We start from the raw sequence: 19,666 nt of genomic DNA on the forward strand, positions 1-19,666 counted from the left end.
ACCTCCGGGCCCCAGCAGCAGAGCCAGGACCGGACGGCGACACCGGCGAACCCCACGCTGCAGTTCGGCCAGCCCACCTATGGACAGTCCGCCTACGGCCAGCCCGCGCCGCCGACCCCGCCGTGGGGCGGCACGCAGACGCCGGCGCCCGGCTACGGCCCGCCGCCCAAGCAGAGCAACCCCATGCCGTGGGTGTTCGGCGGGCTGGCGGCCCTGGTGGTGGTCGTGCTGATCGCGGTGGCCGGGATCTACCTCCTCAACCGGGGCACCACGGAGAGCGCGTTGCCGCCCGCGCCGTCCGACACGTTCCTGCCGCCGCAGGATCCGCCCGGCAACCAGCCGCCGCCCCAGCAGAGCGGCGGCGAGCTGCCCGAACCGGCGAACGGCCAGGTCACCGACCCGCGCACCGGCATCACGTTCACCGTGCCCGAGGGCTGGACGGTGCCCGCGTACGACGAGATCAACGGCCAGAACCCGGCCCAGCAGCTGTGGTCGAGCGCAGTGCAGGCCACCTCGCACGAGGACTACCAGCGGCAGTTGGACTGGGTCGGCAACGTCTTCACCGGCCTGCTCAACGACCGCTACCCCTACTCCGGCGCCGACGGCATGGGCGACACGGCCAAGGCGGTCTTCACGGACTTCTCCCGCCAGTACTACGAGCCCGCGCACGAGAGCAAGATCGTCGAGGACAAGTCGATGAAGATCGGCGACCACGACGCCTGGCTGCTGCAGTTCGAACTCGACTTCACCAAGGTGTCGGAGGAGAACGACTACAAGTGGAAGAAGGAGAGCGGCGCGATCGTCCTCATGGACCGAGGCTCGGGCGAGACTCCCGCCATCGTCTACGTCTCCGTTCCGGACAATCTGGGCACCGACGTGGTCGGCCAGGTTCTCGGCTCGCTCAAGTCCTCCTGACCGGTGGCACTAGGCTGGTGGGGTAACAAGCGGGCGGATCGCTCCGAGCCGCTGGGCGAGGAGAACGAATGAGTGACTTGCTGGTCTGGATCGACTGCGAGATGACCGGGCTCGACCTTGGCCGTGACGCGCTCGTCGAAGTGGCGTGCGTGATCACCGACAGCGAGCTCAACCAGGTGGACGAGGGCGTCGACGTGGTCATCAAACCACCGCCCGAGTCCCTGGAGCAGATGTCGGAGGTCGTGCGCGAGATGCACACCGCCTCCGGGCTGTTGCCCGAGCTGGCGAGCGGCGTGACGCTGTCGGAGGCGGAGTCGCTCGTGCTCGACTACATCCGCCGCCACGTGCCCGAGCCGAAGAAGGCGCCGCTGTGCGGCAACTCGATCGGCACCGACCGCACGTTCCTCGCCCGCGACATGCCCGGGGTCGACGCCTTCTTGCACTACCGGATGGTCGACGTCTCGTCGATCAAGGAGCTGGTCCGCCGCTGGTATCCACGGGTCTACTTCGCCGCGCCGGAGAAGCAGGGCGGACACCGGGCTTTGGCGGACATCACGGAGAGCATCAGGGAGCTGCGCTACTACCGCGCGGCCGTCTTCGTGGCCCAGCCGGGACCCGATTCCGCGACCGCGAGATCCCTCGCTGAGCGTGTCACTGGCTAAAGGTGTGGCGTAAAGGGTCCCGAACCCCGCTACACTTTTCCTGTGCCACCACACAGCGGGTGGCCATGGTGGGTGTAGCTCAGCTGGTAGAGCGCCAGGTTGTGGTCCTGGATGTCGAGGGTTCAAGTCCCTTCACTCACCCCAGGCGCGAAACGGCCGGTCCCTCGGGATCGGCCGTTGTCGTTTTCTTCCGACTTCTTCCGACAACGTCCCCAAATCATGACATTGCGAGTTATGCTCGCTGTCTACCGCTAACGCCGGAAGCACGGGGGCCATCGGCGATCTGACCGTCTGCGCGCCCCCGGAGGCCGGATGAGAGTCGAAGACGCAGCGTTCGATAGCGTGTTCACGTCGTTGAGCAGACGTGAGGCCGAGGTGATGGACCTGATCGCCACAGGTCAGTCCAACGGCCAGATCGCGCGACGGCTGTTCCTCAGCGAGAAGACGGTCAAAAACCACGTCAACCGGATCTACGCCAAGCTCGGCGTGGACTCCCGGGTCACCGCCATCGGCCTCTGGCGCTCCCGCCAGGAGTGAAGGCGCTGCCGCCGGGAGTGACAGGGCCGCGGCTCGACAGGGTTGTGAGGTCAGCCGGGCGTGACCCGGCGGCCTGTCACGCGGCTGGGGATGATCTTCATGTACTGCTCCCTGAGACCCCCGGCCCACGGCTCGACCCCCGTGGCCACGGCCGAGGCGCGTTCCTCGTCGCTGGTCACGTGATGCAGCGAACCCTGGACGAGCACGCTCCAGCCGCCGCGCGTCAGCTCCTCGATGCGGTCCACCTCGAACGCCACCTTGTACTCGACGTCCGCCATCCCTGTACGAAGGTCCTCGTCCGTTGACCCGCCCGTGCTGGTACGGAAGACGATCGTGCCCTCGTGCAGGCGGAAGTTCACCGGCAGCACGGTCGGCCCGTAGCGGCTCTCGAAGGCGATCCTGCCGACGCCGCCGGGTTCGAGCAGGCGCAGGCACTCGCGCTCGTCCAGGCTGACCAGCCGCGGCCGCGGTGCGGCGGGGCCGGTGCCCGCGGGCGGCTCGGCCGCCTCCTGGAGCAGGTCCTCCACGGTCGTCCCGAGCGCCTCGGAGAGCCGGGCGAGCGCCTCGCACACGTTCACCGTGTACTCCCCCTCCAGGTAGGCGACGTAGCCGGGCTCCAGGCCGGACCTGTCCGCCAACTCCTCGCGCGTGAGGCCCAGCTCGTCGCGCCGCCGGGCGATCCTGCGGCCGAGGCGTTCGATGGTGGTCAATTGCTGTGACATGCGGCGAATCCCCTCCCCAAGGGCCACGGTAGAGATCCCCCCGCTCACATGCGGGGACGTCCCGGATCCCGGGCGCTTCCCGGCAACGTGGTTTAAGAGCCGCCGCCAGTGCCATATGTACTCATGGGGAGGAACTTTTCATGGTGCGAAGAGCAAGTGTCGTGGTCGTCGGAGCGGGATTCGCCGGACTGGCCGCCACCAAGGAGCTGGCCAGGGGCGGGGCGCTGGTGACGCTCGTGGACCGCAACCCATACTCCACCTTCCAGCCGTTGCTCTACCAAGTGGCCACGGCCGGGATGGGCACGGCCGACGTGTCCTTCCCCATCAGGACGTACGCCGCCAAGTGGCCGAACGTGCGAGCGCGCCAGGGCGCGCTGAGCAAGGTGCACGCGGCGGAGCGGCGGGTGGAGTTCGAGGACGGCAGCGTGCTCGACTACGACTACCTCGTGCTGGCCACCGGGGTCTCCACCAACTGGCTCAAGGTCTCCGGCTCGCGGGAGAACGCGCTGCCCATCTACTCACTCGGCGACGCGGCGGTGCTGCGGCGGCGGCTCCAGCACCTCCTGGAGGACACGGCGGCGGGCCGGCGCGAGAGCACGCACGTCGTGGTGGTGGGCGCCGGAGCGACCGGGGTCGAGATGGCCGGCACACTGGCCGAGCTGCGGCGTCGTACGCTGCCGCTGACGCATCCCGAGATCGGGCCCGACCAGACGAGCGTGACCCTGGTCGAGCGGTTCGACTTCGTGCTGGCGCCGTACAAACCGAGGTTGCGGGACGCGGCGGCCGAGGCGCTGCGCAAGAGAGGGGTGAAGCTGCGGCTGGGAGCCACGGTGGCGGCCGTGGAGCCCGACGCGGTGGTCCTAGCGGACGGCACGCGGCTGCCGAGCGACATGACCATGTGGGCGCTCGGCGTCACCGCGCCCAAGGAAGTGGGCGACTGGGGGCTGCCGCAGGGCAAGGGCGGCCGGATCACGCTCACCAGCGCGCTCAACGTCCCGGGACACCCGGAGATCTTCGTGGCCGGCGACCTGTCCGGACAGCCGGATGAGCTGCCGCAGCTCGCCCAGCCGGCGATGCAGCTGGGCAAGCACGCGGGCATGCAGATCCTGGCGGCCTCACGCGGCCGGCCGCTGCGGCCGTTCTCCTATCGCGATCCCGGCATCATGGCCACCGTGGGCAAGGCGGAGGCCGTGTTGCAGCTGTCCAACGGGCTGACCATGCGCGGGCTGCCCGCCTGGCTGGTGTGGATCTTCGTGCACGTGGCGTACCTGCTGGGCGGGCGCAACCGGGTCAGCGTGCTGCTCAACTTCTTCTGGCGGTACGCCGGGCCGCGCCGCACCGCCACCAGCGTCACGCAGTGAGCGACTCCGCCAGGGCCCGCAGGCCGTGGTCGAGGTCGGCCTCGGGGATGTTCAGCGCCGGGCGCAGGCGTACGGACCGCGCGCCGCAGGGCAGCACCAGCACTCCCTGATCCTCCCTGAGCCTGGTCACCAGCGCGTCGCGGGCCGCCTGGTCCTGCAGGTCGAACGCGCACATCAGGCCCCTGCCGCGGACGTTCGACATGGACTCGGGGCGTTCTGCCTCCAGCTTGGTGAGGCGTTCGAGCAGCGTGTTGCCCAGGGTCGCGGCGCGCTGGATCAGGCCGTCGCGTTCGATGATCTCCAGGAGGCCGCGGCTGCGGACCATGTCCACCAGGCCGCCGCCCCACGTCGAGTTGATCCGGCCGCTGGTCTGGAACACGTTGTCGGTCACCTGGTCGACCCGCCGGCCCGCCATGATCCCGCCCACCTGGACCTTCTTCGCGAACGCCACCACGTCGGGCTGGAGGTCGAGCTGCTGGTACGCCCACGCCGTCCCGGTCGTCCCGCCGCCGGTCTGCACCTCGTCGAGGATGAACAGGGCGTCGTACTCGTGGCACAGGTGCTGCATGGCCCGCAGGAACTCGGGCCGCATGTGGTTGTCGCCGCCCTCGCCCTGGATGGGCTCGGCGATGAAGCAGGCGATGTCGTGCGGATGGCGCTCGAACGCCTCCCTGGCCTGCGCCAGCGCCCGCTCCTCGGCCGCCTCCACGTCGCCGAGGTGGATGGCCGGCACGTCGATCCTGGGCCAGTCGAACTTCGGGAAGCGGTCGGTCTTGCCCGGCTCGGTGTTGGTCAGGCTGAGGGTGTAGCCGCTGCGGCCGTGGAACGCCTTCGTCAGGTGCATGACCCTGGTGCCCAGGTCTCGTGACCGGCCGGCGGCCTCGTTGCGGCGGCTCTTCCAGTCGAAGGCGGTCTTGAGCGCGTTCTCGACGGCCAGGGCGCCGCCCTCGACGAAGAACAGGTGCGGCAGGTCGGGGTCGCCGAGCACGCGGGCGAAGGTGTCGACGAAGTCGGCCAGGTGCTCGGTGTAGATGTCGGGGTTGGCGGGCTTGTTGCGGGCGACCTGGCCGAGCAGGTGGGCGAAGTCGGGGTCGAACGGGGGGTTCACGCCGAGCGGGGCCGAGGCGAAGAACGTGTAGAAGTCCAGGTAGCGGCGGCCGTTGCGGGCGTCGACGAGCCACGAGCCGCGGCTGAGCTCCAGGTCGAGCACGAGGTGGTATCCGTCGGTGAGCAGGTGGCGGGCAAGGCGGGTGTGTACGTCCATATCGCCTCCACTTGTGTACGGGCCTACGTTCCTGTGGCGGAACACCATCACATACGAAAAATTTACGGCACATCTACCCCGTTGGCGAAATTTCTCACCCGCAGTGACGAGGCGATCATGGAAATTCCGTACAGGATCGCGAAGACGGCGATCAGCCAGACGAGGCTGAGCAGGCCGGGGACCGGCCAGATGAGCAGCAGGATGCCGAAGATCACCGACAGCGCGCCGCCCACGATGAACATCCACTCGTTCGTGATGAGCTTGCGCAGCTGGATCCCGGCCACGATCTCCGCGACGCCGGTGAGGATGGCCCAGAAAGCCACGACGTAGAGCAGGGCGAGGGAGGTGATGCCCGGCCAGACGAACGCCACTATCCCGGCCAATATCCCGATAATTCCGGAAATAATGAGCCAGAGGCGGGATCTCGCCCCGTGCCGGAATCCGGCGAACAGCGCGAACAGGCCGCTGACGAGCGCGTACCCGCCGAAGAAGATCACCAGGACGAGCACGGTGATGCCCGGCCAGACGAGCGCCAGGAAGCCGAAGACGACGGCGGCGAGACCGCGGATGAGCAGCGGCCACCACGATCGAGAGATTTCCCTCATGCTGGTCTGTTCTCCGTCATCTACCCGAAAACAGACCAGCACCCGGTCAAATGTCGTCGACCCGCGCGGGCGGGGCGTGCGCGGCGGGGCGGGTCAGCCCTGCGAGTAGACCACGATCGACACCGCGATGTACTGCACGAGGTAGGCCGCGACGGTGAACGCGTGGAACACCTCGTGGAAGCCGAACCAGCGAGGTGAGGGATCGGGGCGGCGCAGGCCGTACACGACCGCTCCCGCCGAGTAGAAGACGCCGCCCGCGGCCACCAGCACGACGGCGGCCACGCCCGCGCCTTCGAGCAACTGCGGCATCACGAAGATCGCCGTCCAGCCCAGTGCCAGGTAGAGGACGGTGTAGAGCCAGCGCGGCGCGTTCATCCAGAACATCCGGAACAACACGCCCGCCAGCGCGCCGCCCCAGATGACGGACAACACGGTCACCCTGGCCGCGCCGTCCAGGGCCAGCAGCGCGAAGGGCGTGTAGGTGCCGGCGATGATCAAATAGATGTTCGCGTGATCGATCCTGCGCAGGAACTCCGCCAGCCTCGGGCCGAGCGTGCCGCGGTGATAGGTGGCCGAGATGCCGAACAACATGGCGGAGGTGACGGCGTAAACGACGGAGGCGAGACGGGCCTGCAAGGTGGGGCCGAGCGCCACGAGCACGAACCCCGCGACCAGCGTCACGGGCAGCGCCCCGGTGTGCAACCAGCCCCGCAGCCTGGGCTTAACGGCAATGGTCGTCATGAAACCTACGGTACCGTAGGTTACCGGAGGCCGCCGGACGCGGGCAGCCGAAGTCGGCACTGGATGCGGGCGACGGGCTGCGAGCGGATGCGACGGCGAGGGGCGCTGGACGCGGGCGGTGCTGGACGCGGGCGGTGCTGGATTCGGGCGGGTGGGTCACAGGCCGTTGAGGAAGCGGGCCGCGATGGGGACCGCGGCCGAGCGGCCGGAGCCGCCGTACCTGACGAACACGCAGAAGGCCAGGTCGTCGCGGTAGCCGATGAACCAGCCGTGCGCCGACTCGCCCTCCCCGACCTCGGCCGTCCCCGTCTTGCCCGCAACACCCTCAGGGAGCCCGGCGCCGCTGGCGGTGCCGTGGTCGACGACGGCCGTCATCATGTCCCTGAGCGCGCTCACGACCCCCGCGTCCATCGGGACGTCGTCGTGCGGGGGGCCGTCGATGCGGCGTACCTGCTCCTTGGACAGCAGCCGCGGCGAGCGCCAGGTGCCGCTCTGCACGGCGGCGGCCACCGCGGCCATGCACAGCGGGGTGGCCACCACCTGGCCCTGGCCGATGGCGTCGGCGGCCAGCATGTCCGGGTCGTCCGTGTCCGGCATGGTGCCGCAGGTGCCGCCGATGCCGGTCGCGATCGGCCGCCCGAACCCCCACTCGTCCGCCGTCTCGCGCAGCCGGTCCGCGTCGATCCTGGTGGTGGCCTGCTCGACGAAGGTCGTGTTGCAGGAGTGGGCGAACGCGTCGGTGAAGCTGACGACGCCGCGATCCACCTCGCCGTCGTTGGAGACGGGCCGGTGGAACGGGATCGTGTACGTGCCGGGGCACGGCACCTGCTCCGCCGGGTCGACCCCGGCTTCGAGCAACGCCGCCGCCGTGATCGTCTTGAAGATGGAGCCGGGCGGGAAGACGTCGCGTACTGCGCTGTAGTTGTCCTTCAGGCGGTCGGCCAGCGCCAGGATCTCGCCCGTGCTCGGCCGGATGACGATGATCGCCGAGTCGTCCACCCCGTCGAGCGCCCGCGCGGCCGCCGCCTGCACGGGCCGCGAGAGGGTGGTGCGCTCGACCTTCCCCTCGGGCCTGCGGGACAGCAACTGCTCGTCAGGACGGCCAGGAACCTTGGCCACCAGCGCCCAGCCGTGGTTGGCCTGCTCGAACTCGGGCTTGAGCGGGTTGAGGTACGCCTCCGCGTAGCTGTCGTTGGGGATCCTGTCGCCCTCGCTGGTGACCAGCTCGGCCGCCGACGCCTCGATCTCGCCCAGCTCCAGCGTGCCACCGTCCTTGAGCAGCGGATGCAGCGTCTCCGGCGCCCATAACACCTTCCACTCCAGGTCGCGTACGCCGAGCCGCAACGTGCCCTGGAACGGCCACTCCCCGAGCTCCTGGAGCTCCCTGACCCCCGCGAACGGCACCTCGGCGGCCTCCTCCCCCGTGCTCCGCACCACCCCCGGGGTCAGCCGGAGCGACTCGACGTGCAGGTCCTCCGACAACGCGCGATGCCTCTGGACGAAGTCCTGGGGCGGCTGGTCCACCAGACGTTCCATGGCGGTGAGGTTCGCCTGGCGCCAGGCGTCGAAGTACGCGGCCGCGGTCTGCGCCGCGCTGCCCTTGATCCGGTTCGACGCCAGCACCGCGAACGCTCCCGCCCCGACTATCGCGACAACCGCGATAACGAGCACAATCAGCCTTCGTCGTCGCATACGGTTTCTCCCAGGAGGGGATCAGCGTGGCACGTGGACAGCGGGAACCGATGCCTGGCCGCTATCCGGTGACGTTCGGCGAGATCGAACTTCTCCGGGACCTGGACAGGCAGGACGGCTGGATGCTGTCCAAGGAAGGCGTACCTCAGTCGTACGTCGATCTACAAGACCCGACATATCTGGAATTTGAGTATGTCCGGCTCATGGCGGACGTGATCGACCTTCTCGACGACGGTCCGCTGAGCTGTGTCCACGTGGGCGGCGGCGCCTGCACCATCCCCCGCTACGTCTCCGCCACCCGCCCAGGCTCGCGGCACATCGTCATCGAGCCCGACGGCCTCCTCGTCAATCTCGTACGCGAGCAGCTCGACCTGCGTTCGGTGCCCCGGCTGAAGGTCATCATCGCCGGCGGCCGCGAAGGCACCGCCAAGGTGTGGGACGCCTCGGCCGACCTGGTGGTCCTGGACGCGTTCAGCGGGGCCACGATGCCGGTCGAGCTGGCGACGGCCGAGTACATGGGTGACCTGGCCAGGGTGCTCCGCCCGGACGGTACCCTGCTGATCAACATGGCCGACGGCAAGGGGCTCGCGTTCGCCAGGCGGCTGCTGGCCACGGTGACCGGGACCTTCCGCCACGTGGCCCTGCTGGCGGAGCCGGGGATCATGCGCGGCCGCCGCTTCGGCAACCTCATCGTGGCCGCCTCGCGCGCGGAGTTGCCGGTGGACCTGCTCACCCGGAGGGCGGCGGGCGGGCTCACCCAGGCGAGGTGCGTACACGGTGACGCGCTGACGAACTTCATCGCGGGCGCGGCCCCCATCAAGGACGGCGAGCCCGTCCTGGCCCCGGTCCCCCCACCGGCCGTCTTCGGCTGACCCACATCCTGGGCGCCAACGCGCCGTCTTCGGCTGACCCATGCCCTGGCGCGACCATCCAGGTGCTCAGCCCGGCACTTACCCCTGAGCCACAGTCGGACATCCGGGTTGCCTGCGCGCGCCAAAAAGTGATATCACTTTGCTAGCAAGAGGAAATCAGGAAGAAGGGAGACGGGCGATGGCGGACACGCTTGCGGAGACCGTCGTGGAGATGCCCGCGCCGCGCACGAATGAGCACCCCGCGCGGGCGGCCAACGGGTTCGTGCTGCTGGGGGTGGCGACGGTGCTGGTCCTGGGCGGGATCGCGCTGTTCGTGCTGGGGATCGTCATGCTCGCCACGGGGGCCGGGCAGGGCGGTTTGTGGCTGCTGCTGGTGAGCGGCCTGATCGTGCTGGCCGGTCTGGCGTTGTGCATGGGCTTCACCGCGGTGGCGCCCGGCGAGGCCCGGGTCGTGCAGCTGCTCGGCCGCTACGTCGGCACCCTGCGTACGCCGGGCTTCCAGTGGGTCAACCCGATCACCATGCGGCGGCGGGTGTCCACCAGGATCCGCAACCACGAGACGGACGTGACGAAGGTCAACGACGCGGACGGCAACCCGATCCAGATCGCGGCCGTGGTGGTCTGGCAGGTCAAGGACACGGCGCAGGCGGTCTTCGAGGTGGACGACTTCGTGGAGTTCGTGGCCATCCAGACGGAGACGGCCGTGCGGCACATCGCGGGCAACTACCCCTACGACGCGCAGGGCGAGCCGAGACTGTCCCTGCGGGACAACGCCGACGAGATCAACGAGCGGCTGTCCACGGAGGTCGCCGCCCGAGTCGACTCGGCCGGGGTGAAGGTCATCGAGTCCCGCATCATCCACCTGGCGTACGCGCCGGAGATCGCCCAGGCGATGCTGCGCCGCCAGCAGGCCGGCGCGGTGGTGGCGGCCAGGCAGCGGATCGTCGAGGGCGCCGTCGGCATGGTGGAGATGGCGCTGGACAAGCTCGCCGAGCACGACGTGGTCGAGCTGGACGAGGAGCGCAAGGCGGCCATGGTCAGCAACCTGCTCGTGGTGCTGGTCGGCGACCGCGACACGCAGCCGGTCGTGAACACCGGCACGCTCTATCAGTAACCGTGGTGGAACGGAAGAAGATCCTGCTGCGGCTCGATCCGGTGGTCCACGACGCGCTGGCCCGATGGGCGTCCGACGAGCTGCGCAGCACGAACTCCCAGATCGAGTTCCTGCTGCGCAGGGCGCTTTCCGAGGCCGGTCGCCTGCCCGAGGGCGTGGGGCGGATGCGCTCCCCCGGGCGGCCCAGAAAGATCCCAGAGGAATCCCGTGATGAGGAGGAGGACAGGTCCGATGAAGACGGAGCCACCGGCCAAGCAGGCTGAGTCCCTGCCGGCGTCGGCCTTCCTGCTGGCCTTCGACCTGCGCAAGGAGCGGCTGGCCAACCGCGGCGAGCTGGGCTTTCTGCTGCGCGCGGCCGCCCTCGCCGAGCTGATGCTGGCGGGTGTCCTGGCGGACGAGTCCGGCAAGGCGCGGGCGGTCGCCGAGCCCGCCGACCCCGGTCCCCTGCAGGCGGCCGTCTGGGAGCAGATCACGAACTCGCCGCCCCGGTCGTGGCGGCACTGGATCCGCAAGGACAACGCGGGCGCGGTCCGCGTGGTCCGCGACGAGTTGGCCGCCGCCCGGCTGGTCCGGGTTGAACGTCGCCGGATTCTGTTGTTCCCGGTCGAGCGGATCACGTTGCGGCGGCCGTACGTGTCGCGCAGGCTCGCCGAGCGCGTCGGACGGGCGATCCGCGGCGGCCGGCCCGTGGCCCGGCTGGAGCCGGACGTCCGCGTCCTGGCCGCGCTGGCCGGGAGCGCCCGGCTCAGGACGGTCGCGCCCGGCCGGGAGGCACGCCACCACGCGGACCGGATCGAGCAACTCGCCGCGCCCGTCGAGCCGGTCGCCACCGCGCTGCGCAAGACCGTGGAGGCCGCCTCGCAGGCCAAGGCGAGCGGCTGACCTCTCACCGCGACCCCGTCGACCCGGCCCCGGCCACCTCAGAACGAGATCGTCTCGACACCACACTCCCGGAAGGAGATCCACCTTGAACGTGTCAGTCCGAGCGCCGGGTGGCCTGCCCGGCACGGCCGCCCGTGCGCTCGCCCCCGACCTGGCCCGCGGCGTCATGCTGCTGGCCATCGCCTTCGCTCACGCGCCGTTGTTCGTGACGGCCGTCGGCCACGGCCCCGACGTCCTCAACAAGATCACCGGCTTCTTCCACGTGCTCTTCGTCAACAACCACGCCCGGCCGTTGTTCGCCTTCCTGTTCGGCTACTCGCTCGTTCAACTGATGAACGCGCGACTGCGGCGCGGGAACGACTGGACGGCCACCCGCAAGCTGCTGCGCCGCCGGGGATGGTGGCTGGTGGCGATCGGCGCCGTGCACACGGCGGTGCTGGTTCCCATCGACATTCTCGCCGTCTACGGGACGGCGGCCGTCTTACTGACCGGCCTGCTCAGGCTCCGGGACTCGGCGCTGCTGTGGGCGGCGGGGATCGCCATGGTGCCCGCGACCGCGTCTGTCGCGTTCGGCATGTGGTATCCGCTTGCCAACGACATCTCCACCTTCACCAAGGGAAGCGTCGCCGCGGGCACGAGCGGCCCCGCCCAGATGTTCGTGGAACGGCTCCTGGCCTGGCCCTTCGTTCTGATCGTGGGCCTGATCGCGGTCGTTCCCGCGGTGATCGTCGGGATGTGGGCGGCGCGGCGCCGCGTACTGGACGAGCCGGCGCGGCACCGGGGGTTCCTGGTCAGGACCGGCGTCATCACCATGGCCGTGTCACTCGCCGGCGCCGTTCCGGCCGGTCTCATCCAGACCGGGGTGTGGGCAGAACCGTCGGCCGCCGCGCTGGTGATCGCGGCGATCGCGCAGCCGCTCACGGGATACCTGGGCGGGATCGGCATGGCCGCGCTCATCGGCCTGATCGCGATCAGGGCGGCCGGGCGGCGGAGCCGCCTGAGCACCGCCGTCCAGGCGCTCGGCCGGCGATCGATGACCATGTACCTGTTCCAGTCGGTCGTGTACGTCACGGTCTTCTACCCGTTCGGGCTCGGCCTCCAAGACGATCTGGGCCTCGCCGGCGCCACCGCAGTGGCCGCGGCCACCTGGCTGCTCTCACTCGTGATCGCCGACCTCATGCGCCGCGCCGACCACCGCGGCCCGGCCGAAATCCTGCTACGCCGCCTCGCCTACCGCCAACGGCGATCCGCCGTCTCATAGCGCGATATATCCGCTCGCGCCATGATCGGCCGGAGCAGGAGACTTCGGTGTCCTCGATGAAGCGACCGGCTGGCTCCCCGGTCAGGACGAATCCGGTCCCAGGTAGGCGAGCACGGCCGCCACCCGCCGGTGCACGTCGCCGCTGTTCTCCAGGCCGAGCTTGGTGAAGATGGCGTTGACGTTCTTCTCCACCGAGGAGATCGACAGGTGCAGGGCCCTGGCGATGGCCGAGTTGGACCGGCCGTGGGCCATCTCCCTCAGCACGTCGCGCTCGCGGGCGGTCAGGTCCTCCCGCTGGCCGCGTACGTCACGCCTGGCCAGCAACCCCTCGACCACCTTGGGGTCGATCACCGACCCGCCGGAGGCCACGGCCCTGATCGCGCCCAGCAGCTCGTCCATGTCGCCCACCCGGTCCTTCAGCAGGTAGGCGAAGCCCTCGGTGCCGTTCTTGAACAGCTCGAACGCGAACAGCGCGTCCGAGAACTGCGACAGCACCACGACCCCGACCTCCGGGTGCCCGGCGCGGATGCGGTGGGCGGCGTCGATGCCCTCGAAGCCCTGCCGCCACTCCCCTCCCGGCATCCGGATGTCGGTGAGCACCACGTCGGGCCCCAGCCGGCGTACGGCGTCCAGCAGTTCGTCGGCGTTGCCCACCGAGCCCACGACCGCGACCTCGCCCGACGTTTCGAGCAGCCGGCGTGTGCCCTCGCGGACCAGGTAGTGGTCGTCGGCCACCACTGTGCGGATCGGCTCAGCCATCGACCGGCACCCACGCGTTCATCCGTGTCCCCTTTCCCGGCTCACTGACGATCTCCAGGCCGCCGCCGAGGGCGTCCATCCGGTCCGACAGCGTCGCCAGCCCTCCGCGACCCGCCGTACGCGGGTCGAAGCCCTTACCGTCGTCCGTGACCGTCGCGTGCAGGCGGCCGCCCGACCGCGACAGGCGTACCTCGATGGCGCCCGCGTCCGCGTGCTTGAGCGCGTTCGCCACGACCTCGCTCACGGTGAAGTACATCGCGCCCTCGACCTCGTCGGAGAAGCGCGCGGCCCGCAGCGACGGGGCCGAGGTCACCGTGGTGCGCACGTGCAGGCGCGAGCAGCGCTCCTCCACGGCCTCCACCAGGCCGCCCTGGCTGAGCGAGGACGGGTGGATGCCGGCCGCCAGCTCGCGCAGGTCGGTGAGCGTCTGGCGGGCCTGCTCACGCAGGAGGGCGAGCATGTCGGGGCCCGCGCCCGTCGCGCGGGCCAGCTCCAGACCGGCGATGAGCGCGACGAGTTGCTGCTGTACGCCGTCGTGGATGTTGCGCTCGATCCGCCTGCGCTCGGCCTCCTGGGCGTTGACCAGGCGGGTGACCAGGCCGGCGCTCTGGATGGCCAGCCCGGCGGGCACGGCCAGCGCCTCGAGGAAGCGCCGGTCCCCGCGGGTCAGCCCGCCGCCGTCCTCCCTGGGTCCGCATTCGATGTGTCCGTCGCGTACGGGAACGGTCAGCGCTACCGCGCCCTCCTCGTGGCCCGCGACCACGCGCGTCCCGTCCGCCAGCCGCACCGCGGCCCACCTGACCTCCAGCCCGCCGCGTACGACCGCGGCCAGCCCACCCAGCAGCTCCACCGGCTCGGGTGTGGCGTCGAGCGTCGTGCCGAGATCGGACAGCACCTCGTCCACCGTGGGCCGTACGTCGAACACCAGGTGCAGCCGCGACCCCCTGACGCCGATCCTGATGTCCAGCAACCGGTAGCGCACGACCGCCACCACGATGGCCGTGGGCAGCGCCGCCAGCACGGCCACGACTCCGATCGCCGCGACCTCCGGCCCGCCGGTACTGGCGATCATCATCAGTACGCCCCCGGCCAGGGTCGCGGTCATGCCTCCGACCATCCAGGCGTACTGGCCGCGTTCAGCCCGCTCACTGCGCCGCCACCGGAGCACCAGCCCGCAGTACACGACCACCGCCATGACCCAGGTGACGAACTGCCCGACGGTCGCGGCCATGGCCGCGACCAGCCCGCCGCCCGTGGCGGGGAGGACCAGCGGCTGGTACGGGTCGTACCCGATCAACGCGATCCCAGCCGTGTGGGCGGCGATCGCGATGCCCGAGATCCACGCCACGGGCCGCCAGCGGCGTGACGGCAGCCGCCCGTCGGGAAAGAGCAGCGGAACGAAGATCCACGTCAGCCCGTAGAACCCGGCCGCCAGCGCGATCAGCGGAGTGGAGTGCCCACGAGCGGCCAGGCCGGCGCCGAAGATGGCGAGCCCGAAGCAGACCCCGCCCGCCAGGAGCAGCCAGCCGAGACGGACCTCGGGGCGCCTGGACGCCAGCAACCAGCCCGGCACGGGCAGGAGCAGGCCGAGCACGATCAGCATCCACTGAGACGGGGGCACCGGCAGGCCGGTCTCAATGACCGCGCCGGCCACGACACCTGCGGCCGCGATCACCGCCGGCAACCCGGCCGCCAACCTGGAACTCATAGGGCCCCATCGTCCTGAGAGACCGACAGGACGTCTATGAGGTTATCCGCATATTTACGGCGGCCACCCTCACCTGCCAGAACTGCGGTCCGCCCGGTGGGCTCCGAGCCTCCGCTCCGGTTGCCTTGTAGAGCACCGACCAGTCGTGCTAGGGAGCACTCATGATCTTCTCGTCGAAGTCCGCGCGGGTCCTGGCGGCGGCCACGATGGCGGCCACCGTGACGACCTGCGTCGGCCAGGCCACCCCCGTACACGCCACGACGTCCCCTTCCACCGCAGTCACCATCGCCGCTGCCGTCGCGCAGGAGATCCCTGACACGCCGGCGGGCGCGCAGCTGGGCTGGCTGCTCGAGGCCGCCACCCGCCCGCCGGTCCCGGAGAGCGAGCTGACCGAGCACTTCGCGGCCGCCTTCCTCCAGAGCGTCCCGCCGGCCACGCTGAACGAGGTCCTCACTGCCTTCAAGGACATGCGGCTGGAGCGGGTGACGCAGTCGCAGGACAGCGCGCTGAGCGCGCTGGTGGTGGCGGGCGGGAAGACGTACGAGCTGCTGCTGTCGGTCGACGGCGCCGGCCTGATCGGCGGCCTGCAGTTCCGCGAGCCCGCCGTGCCCGCTCCCACCCCCAAGAGCTGGGCCGAGCTGGAGGAGCGGCTGAGCAAGGTGGCCCCGCAGGCGAGCTTCCTGGCGGCCGAGGTCACCAGGGGTGGCGACTGCCGCCCGGTGCGCGCCGTCGCCCGCGACCGGGCGCAGCCGCTCGGCTCGATGTTCAAGCTGTACGTGCTGGGCGCGGTGGCCCAGCGCATCAAGAGCGGGGCGTTCGGCTGGGACACCGAGCTGACGATCAGGCCCGAGCTGAAGAGCCTGCCGTCCGGCGAGCTCCAGGACCGTCCCGACAACAGCAAGGTGACCGTGCTTGAGGCCGCCAAGCTGATGATCTCCATCAGCGACAACACGGCCACCGACCTGCTGATCCACAAGGTGGGCCGCAAGACGGTCGAGCGCACGATGCGGTCCTGGGGCGGTCACGACGAGCGCAACGTGCCGTTCCTGACGACGCGGGAGCTGTTCGTGCTCAAGGGCGCCGGCTATCCCCGCCACGCCGAGCGCTATCTGTCCATGAGCACGGCGCGCCAGCGGGCCTACCTGGAGAAGGTCGTCGCCAAGGTGCCCAGGTCCGAGATCACCCCGTGGAGCGAGCCGCGGGCGCTGGACACGCTGGAGTGGTTCGGCTCCCCCACCGACGTCTGCCAGGTCTACTCGGGGCTGGCGAAGCTGCGTGACCCGCGGGTCGGCGAGGTGCTGTCGATCAACGACGCCGGGCTCGGGCTGAACAAGGACCAGTGGCCGACGGTGTGGTTCAAGGGCGGATCCGAGCCGGGTGTGCTGGACATGAGCCACCTGGCCCGCACGCCGGACGGCAGGACGTACGTCGTGACCGCGATGGCCCTCAACCCGGACACGGACTTCGGCCCGCAGACCGGCCAGGAACTGCTCGCCCTCATCCGCGGCGCGTTCACCCTGGTCAGATAGCCGCAACTTTTAGGAGTGCACTTCTTATAATTGCACTCCTAAAAGGAGGAGGCCCATGGACATCCCGAGACCCGCTGAGATGTTCGACCGCACCTGGGAGTGGACGCAGCTGACGAGGTTCGTCTCCGACGAGGAGCCGGGGGCGAGCCTCGGCATCGTGTCGGGCCGCCGCCGCCAGGGCAAGACGTTCCTCCTCGAGGCCATGTGCGAGGCGACCGGGGGCTTCTACTACGCGGCGACCGAGACCGTTCCGCGCGAGGAATCACTGAGGGAACTCGGCGAGGCGGTAGGGCGGCATATCGGCTCACCAGGGACGATCCGTTTCGCGAACTACGAGGAGGCCGTCGACGCCCTGCTCTCCCTGGGCAGGGACCGCCCCCTGCCCGTCGTTCTCGACGAGTTCCCCTACCTGGTGCGCGGCGCCAGGGAACTGCGTCAGTGATCCAGCGAGCGTTGTCACCCCGGCGCAGGGAACGCCGTGAGTCCCGGGCGCGGATCCTGCTCTGCGGCTCGTCCGTTTCCTTCATGGGCAACCTCCTGATGGGCAGCGCACCGCTGCGCGGCCGGGCGTCGTTGGAGCTCATCGTGCCGACCTTCGACTTCCGCGCCGCCCGTGAGTTCTGGGGGCTGGACGACGTACGGCTTGCCGCGCTCGTCTACCTGATCGTGGGCGGGACACCCGCCTACAAGTCCGAGTTCCTCCGCGGAGTCGCGCCCGCGCGCCTGGAGGACTTCGACGGCTGGGTGATCGATCAGGTGCTCAACCCGGCGAGCCCGCTGTTCAGAGAGGTCAGAGCACTGCTCGCGGAGGATCCGACGCTCCAGGACACCGGTCTGTATCACACGGTGCTCGCCGCCGTCGCCGAGGGCAACCGCACCCGGGGTTCCATAGCGAACCGGATCGAGCGCAAGGCGACCGACATCTCCCACCATCTGACCGTCCTCGCCGACGCGGGCCTGCTCACCGTCGAGCCGGACGCGTTCCGGCGGAACCGCTCGGCCTACCGCATCACCGAGCCGCTGGTCCGCTTCTACCACTCGGTCATGCGACCGGTGTACGCGCAGCTCGAGCAGGTGCGTCCCGCGACTGCCCGAGCCGGTCGTCGCGGCGCCGGAGCGGGCGGTGCTCGCCGTCGAGACCGCGCCCAGTGGGTTCGAGGGTGAGGGGTTTCCCGTGCGCCGGGCGCTGGCCGCCATCAAGCCGGCGTACCTGGACCCGTTCGTGATGATGGATCAGATGGGTGAGATCGACTACGCGGCGGGCGAGCCCAAGGGCACGTCGTGGCATCCGCACCGGGGGTTCGAGACCGTCACCTACATGATCGACGGGGTGATCGACCATCTCGACTCCAACGGCGGCGGCGGGACGATCACCAACGGCGACACGCAGTGGATGACCGCCGGGTCGGGGATCCTGCACAAGGAGGCGCCGCCGGAGTGGCTGGTACAGCGAGGCGGGCTGTTCCACGGGATCCAGTTGTGGGTGAACCTGCCGGGTGCCAAGAAGATGATCGCCCCGAAATATCAGGACATCGGGGGGTCGAGCGTCGTGTTGCTGAGCAGCCACGACGGCGGGGCGCTGGTCCGCCTCATCGCCGGCGACCTGGCGGGCAACGTCGGGCCTGGCAGCACGCAGACGCCGATCACGTTGCTGCACGCGACCCTTTCTCCCGGTGCGCGCCTGGTCATGCCCTGGCGCAAGGACTTCAACGCGCTCGCGTACGCGCTCTCCGGCCGGGGCACGGTGGGCGCCGAGCGGCGGCCGTTCCATAGCGGGCAGCTCGCGGTGTTCGACGGGTTCGGCAACCGGCCGGGGCTGACCACGGCCGGTGAGAGCATCACGATCTCGGCCAAGGACACCCTCGACGTGATCGTCCTGGGCGGCGAGCCCATCGGCGAGCCGGTGGCGCACCACGGCCCCTTCGTCATGAACTGCCGGGCCGAGCTGGTGCAGGCGTTCGAGGACTTCCAGGCGGGCAGGCTCGGCGCCATCCCCGCCGAGCACGCCTGATCTTCACGTCCGGGGCTTTGAGCGGCAGCGCCGGGGCCGTCTGACGCCAGATCGGGCCCTCCCTGACCACCGGAGTTGTCCTTTGGCGATCGTTACTGCGCCACTTTGAGTGTCAGGCAGGCCGCGCGTGTCCCGGCCATGCCGACCTCGGGGCCGCCGGTCTTGGTGGGCTGGGAGTGGATCACCAGCGAGCCGGGGAGCCTGTCGCGGTCGAGCGCCCAGTTGTTGCGTGAGGTCGAGCGGCCCGCGCCCGCCGCGTCCGTGGTGAGGTCGAGCCACACCTCGCTCTTCGGGTTGATCTGGCCGGCGTGGTGCTGGAAGTGGGGGCCCGCGGCCTCTGGGTCCTTGCCGCACGGCTTGGTGTGCAGGTGGACGCCGTAGTGGCGCTTGGGCAGCAGGCCCTCGACGACGAGTGAGGTGCGGGTCGTGCCGCCCGTGGACTCGCTGGTGACGCTGGCCTGGGCGCCCTGGGGGACCAGCTTGCGGTCGTAGGCGATGGCCGAGGTGTCCGCGGAGGTGAACTCGCCGGCGCCGGACAGCGTGAGCGCGGTGCCCGGAGACCGCTCGGCGGGGCCCTGGGCCTCCTGGAGCGGGGCGGGCGGGCCCGCGCAACCACTGGCGGCGGTGATCAGGACGAGCAGGAACGCGGGCACGCGCATAGGAAACCCCCATGGTCCGAGCCCCTACGGCAGGCGGGGCTCCGAGAGGCACCCACTCTAACGAGTGATCATGCGGCTACGAAGAGTATTCGGGGTCAAGCGCCGTGTTTCGCCGCGATCTCGTCGATGACGGCGGCCAGCGTGAAGTCGAGGTCGGTGAGGCCGCCCTGGTCGTGGGTGGTGAGCGCCAGGTGCAGCGTCCGCCAGCGGATGTCGATGTCGGGGTGGTGGTTGAGCTCCTCGGCGTGTACGGCGATCTCGTCGACGATGCGGATGGCCGCCGGGAAGTCTGGGGCGGCGACCGTCCGCCTGATCTCGTCTCCCTCACGCCGCCACGCGGGCAGGTCGTTGAGCTTGCTCTCGATGTCCATG

General features: G+C 70.1%; 21 protein-coding genes, 1 tRNA gene and 1 pseudogene. 14 read left to right on the forward strand and 9 right to left on the reverse strand.

Going from position 1 to position 19,666, the window contains the following annotated elements:
* From ITP53_RS34070 to ITP53_RS34085, 4 genes and pseudogenes are all read left to right on the forward strand, one after another.
* Positions 1–915, forward strand: a pseudogene (locus tag ITP53_RS34070) (hypothetical protein); the annotation flags it as partial.
* A gap of 68 nt (positions 916–983) precedes the next feature.
* Positions 984–1,577: an oligoribonuclease gene (orn, locus tag ITP53_RS34075; RefSeq protein WP_195899573.1), complete on the forward strand. Its 594-nt coding sequence runs from the start codon at positions 984–986 to the stop codon at positions 1,575–1,577.
* A gap of 68 nt (positions 1,578–1,645) precedes the next feature.
* Positions 1,646–1,721 (forward strand) — tRNA-His (locus ITP53_RS34080).
* 210 nt (positions 1,722–1,931) lie between these two features.
* The gene (locus ITP53_RS34085; RefSeq protein ID WP_236051467.1) at positions 1,932–2,114 is read left to right on the forward strand and encodes a helix-turn-helix domain-containing protein; all 183 of its coding nucleotides are present in this window, start codon (positions 1,932–1,934) and stop codon (positions 2,112–2,114) included.
* A 50-nt stretch (positions 2,115–2,164) separates the two neighbouring features.
* On the opposite strand, the gene ITP53_RS34090 is transcribed toward ITP53_RS34085, so the two are convergent.
* Entirely contained in the window at positions 2,165–2,836 is a 672-nt protein-coding gene (locus tag ITP53_RS34090) for a helix-turn-helix domain-containing protein (RefSeq protein WP_195899575.1), read from the reverse strand.
* A gap of 140 nt (positions 2,837–2,976) precedes the next feature.
* Between ITP53_RS34090 and ITP53_RS34095 the strand changes: the two genes are divergently transcribed.
* The gene (locus ITP53_RS34095; RefSeq protein WP_195899576.1) at positions 2,977–4,197 is read left to right on the forward strand and encodes an NAD(P)/FAD-dependent oxidoreductase; all 1,221 of its coding nucleotides are present in this window, start codon (positions 2,977–2,979) and stop codon (positions 4,195–4,197) included.
* Here the strand turns inward: ITP53_RS34095 and lat are convergent.
* From lat to ITP53_RS34115, 4 genes are all read right to left on the reverse strand, one after another.
* Positions 4,187–5,461 (reverse strand): L-lysine 6-transaminase, encoded by a 1,275-nt coding sequence (gene lat / locus ITP53_RS34100; RefSeq protein ID WP_195899577.1) that lies wholly within the window; start codon positions 5,459–5,461, stop codon positions 4,187–4,189. The two genes, ITP53_RS34095 and lat, sit on opposite strands and share 11 nt — an antisense overlap.
* Positions 5,462–5,523: 62 nt before the next feature.
* On the reverse strand, positions 5,524–6,066 hold the full coding sequence (locus tag ITP53_RS34105; protein WP_195899578.1) for an HdeD family acid-resistance protein: 543 nt from the start codon (positions 6,064–6,066) through the stop codon (positions 5,524–5,526).
* 93 nt (positions 6,067–6,159) lie between these two features.
* A complete protein-coding gene (gene trhA, locus ITP53_RS34110) occupies positions 6,160–6,807 on the reverse strand; it encodes a PAQR family membrane homeostasis protein TrhA (RefSeq protein WP_195899579.1) in 648 nt (215 codons plus the stop codon).
* 156 nt (positions 6,808–6,963) lie between these two features.
* Complete coding sequence (locus tag ITP53_RS34115; protein WP_195899580.1) at positions 6,964–8,478, reverse strand: penicillin-binding transpeptidase domain-containing protein; 1,515 nt, start codon at positions 8,476–8,478, stop codon at positions 6,964–6,966.
* A 47-nt stretch (positions 8,479–8,525) separates the two neighbouring features.
* Here ITP53_RS34115 and ITP53_RS34120 point away from each other — a divergent pair, with 47 nt between their 5' ends.
* From ITP53_RS34120 to ITP53_RS34140, 5 genes are all read left to right on the forward strand, one after another.
* Entirely contained in the window at positions 8,526–9,371 is an 846-nt protein-coding gene (locus tag ITP53_RS34120; protein ID WP_407941351.1) for a spermidine synthase, read from the forward strand.
* Between the two features lie 178 nt (positions 9,372–9,549).
* Complete coding sequence (locus ITP53_RS34125) at positions 9,550–10,485, forward strand: SPFH domain-containing protein (protein WP_195899581.1); 936 nt, start codon at positions 9,550–9,552, stop codon at positions 10,483–10,485.
* Positions 10,486–10,487: 2 nt separating this feature from the next.
* Positions 10,488–10,748, forward strand: coding sequence for a hypothetical protein (locus ITP53_RS34130; protein WP_195899582.1), 261 nt, complete (start codon positions 10,488–10,490; stop codon positions 10,746–10,748).
* On the forward strand, positions 10,717–11,367 hold the full coding sequence (locus tag ITP53_RS34135) for a GOLPH3/VPS74 family protein (protein ID WP_195899583.1): 651 nt from the start codon (positions 10,717–10,719) through the stop codon (positions 11,365–11,367). The genes ITP53_RS34130 and ITP53_RS34135 overlap by 32 nt, the downstream gene beginning before the upstream one ends.
* Before the next feature lie 91 nt (positions 11,368–11,458).
* Complete coding sequence (locus tag ITP53_RS34140) at positions 11,459–12,628, forward strand: DUF418 domain-containing protein (protein ID WP_328816663.1); 1,170 nt, start codon at positions 11,459–11,461, stop codon at positions 12,626–12,628.
* An 81-nt stretch (positions 12,629–12,709) separates the two neighbouring features.
* Here the strand turns inward: ITP53_RS34140 and ITP53_RS34145 are convergent, their stop codons facing one another.
* Both ITP53_RS34145 and ITP53_RS34150 read right to left on the reverse strand, forming a co-directional pair.
* Positions 12,710–13,387 carry a response regulator transcription factor gene (locus ITP53_RS34145; protein ID WP_195899584.1) on the reverse strand — a complete coding sequence of 226 codons (678 nt, stop codon included), beginning with the start codon at positions 13,385–13,387 and terminating at the stop codon, positions 12,710–12,712.
* Complete coding sequence (locus tag ITP53_RS34150) at positions 13,380–15,095, reverse strand: sensor histidine kinase (RefSeq protein ID WP_195899585.1); 1,716 nt, start codon at positions 15,093–15,095, stop codon at positions 13,380–13,382. The genes ITP53_RS34145 and ITP53_RS34150 overlap by 8 nt, the downstream gene beginning before the upstream one ends.
* A 161-nt stretch (positions 15,096–15,256) precedes the next feature.
* Here ITP53_RS34150 and ITP53_RS34155 point away from each other — a divergent pair, with 161 nt between their 5' ends.
* Genes ITP53_RS34155 through ITP53_RS34170 form a run of 4 tightly spaced genes read left to right on the forward strand, consistent with a single transcriptional unit; the run spans position 15,257 to position 18,635 of the window.
* The gene (locus ITP53_RS34155; RefSeq protein ID WP_195899586.1) at positions 15,257–16,624 is read left to right on the forward strand and encodes a serine hydrolase; all 1,368 of its coding nucleotides are present in this window, start codon (positions 15,257–15,259) and stop codon (positions 16,622–16,624) included.
* 55 nt (positions 16,625–16,679) lie between these two features.
* Positions 16,680–17,066, forward strand: coding sequence for an AAA family ATPase (locus tag ITP53_RS34160; RefSeq protein ID WP_195899587.1), 387 nt, complete (start codon positions 16,680–16,682; stop codon positions 17,064–17,066).
* Positions 17,063–17,788, forward strand: a complete 726-nt coding sequence (locus ITP53_RS34165; RefSeq protein ID WP_195899588.1) for an AAA family ATPase — start codon at positions 17,063–17,065, stop codon at positions 17,786–17,788. Before ITP53_RS34160 ends, ITP53_RS34165 begins: the two co-directional genes overlap by 4 nt.
* Entirely contained in the window at positions 17,748–18,635 is an 888-nt protein-coding gene (locus ITP53_RS34170) for a pirin family protein (protein ID WP_328816655.1), read from the forward strand. The genes ITP53_RS34165 and ITP53_RS34170 overlap by 41 nt, the downstream gene beginning before the upstream one ends.
* A gap of 92 nt (positions 18,636–18,727) precedes the next feature.
* Here the strand turns inward: ITP53_RS34170 and ITP53_RS34175 are convergent, their stop codons facing one another.
* On the reverse strand, positions 18,728–19,294 hold the full coding sequence (locus ITP53_RS34175; protein WP_195899589.1) for a superoxide dismutase family protein: 567 nt from the start codon (positions 19,292–19,294) through the stop codon (positions 18,728–18,730).
* Positions 19,295–19,389: 95 nt separating this feature from the next.
* On the reverse strand, positions 19,390–19,665 hold the full coding sequence (locus tag ITP53_RS34180; protein WP_195899590.1) for a 4a-hydroxytetrahydrobiopterin dehydratase: 276 nt from the start codon (positions 19,663–19,665) through the stop codon (positions 19,390–19,392).
* Between the last annotated feature and the right edge of the window lies 1 nt (position 19,666).

It is taken from the genome of Nonomuraea cypriaca, assembly GCF_015645445.1.
Classification (GTDB): domain Bacteria; phylum Actinomycetota; class Actinomycetes; order Streptosporangiales; family Streptosporangiaceae; genus Nonomuraea; species Nonomuraea cypriaca.

What these genes read in the sequence shown, in the direction of transcription:
- orn (WP_195899573.1), top strand. Translation starts at nt 984, where the DNA reads ATGAGTGACTTGCTGGTCTGGATCGACTGCGAGATGACCGGGCTCGAC.
- ITP53_RS34090 (WP_195899575.1), bottom strand. Translation starts at nt 2,836, where the DNA reads ATGTCACAGCAATTGACCACCATCGAACGCCTCGGCCGCAGGATCGCC.
- ITP53_RS34095 (WP_195899576.1), top strand. Translation starts at nt 2,977, where the DNA reads ATGGTGCGAAGAGCAAGTGTCGTGGTCGTCGGAGCGGGATTCGCCGGA.
- lat (WP_195899577.1), bottom strand. Translation starts at nt 5,461, where the DNA reads ATGGACGTACACACCCGCCTTGCCCGCCACCTGCTCACCGACGGATAC.
- ITP53_RS34105 (WP_195899578.1), bottom strand. Translation starts at nt 6,066, where the DNA reads ATGAGGGAAATCTCTCGATCGTGGTGGCCGCTGCTCATCCGCGGTCTC.
- trhA (WP_195899579.1), bottom strand. Translation starts at nt 6,807, where the DNA reads ATGACGACCATTGCCGTTAAGCCCAGGCTGCGGGGCTGGTTGCACACC.
- ITP53_RS34125 (WP_195899581.1), top strand. Translation starts at nt 9,550, where the DNA reads ATGGCGGACACGCTTGCGGAGACCGTCGTGGAGATGCCCGCGCCGCGC.
- ITP53_RS34135 (WP_195899583.1), top strand. Translation starts at nt 10,717, where the DNA reads ATGAAGACGGAGCCACCGGCCAAGCAGGCTGAGTCCCTGCCGGCGTCG.
- ITP53_RS34145 (WP_195899584.1), bottom strand. Translation starts at nt 13,387, where the DNA reads ATGGCTGAGCCGATCCGCACAGTGGTGGCCGACGACCACTACCTGGTC.
- ITP53_RS34150 (WP_195899585.1), bottom strand. Translation starts at nt 15,095, where the DNA reads ATGAGTTCCAGGTTGGCGGCCGGGTTGCCGGCGGTGATCGCGGCCGCA.
- ITP53_RS34155 (WP_195899586.1), top strand. Translation starts at nt 15,257, where the DNA reads ATGATCTTCTCGTCGAAGTCCGCGCGGGTCCTGGCGGCGGCCACGATG.
- ITP53_RS34160 (WP_195899587.1), top strand. Translation starts at nt 16,680, where the DNA reads ATGGACATCCCGAGACCCGCTGAGATGTTCGACCGCACCTGGGAGTGG.
- ITP53_RS34175 (WP_195899589.1), bottom strand. Translation starts at nt 19,294, where the DNA reads ATGCGCGTGCCCGCGTTCCTGCTCGTCCTGATCACCGCCGCCAGTGGT.
- ITP53_RS34180 (WP_195899590.1), bottom strand. Translation starts at nt 19,665, where the DNA reads ATGGACATCGAGAGCAAGCTCAACGACCTGCCCGCGTGGCGGCGTGAG.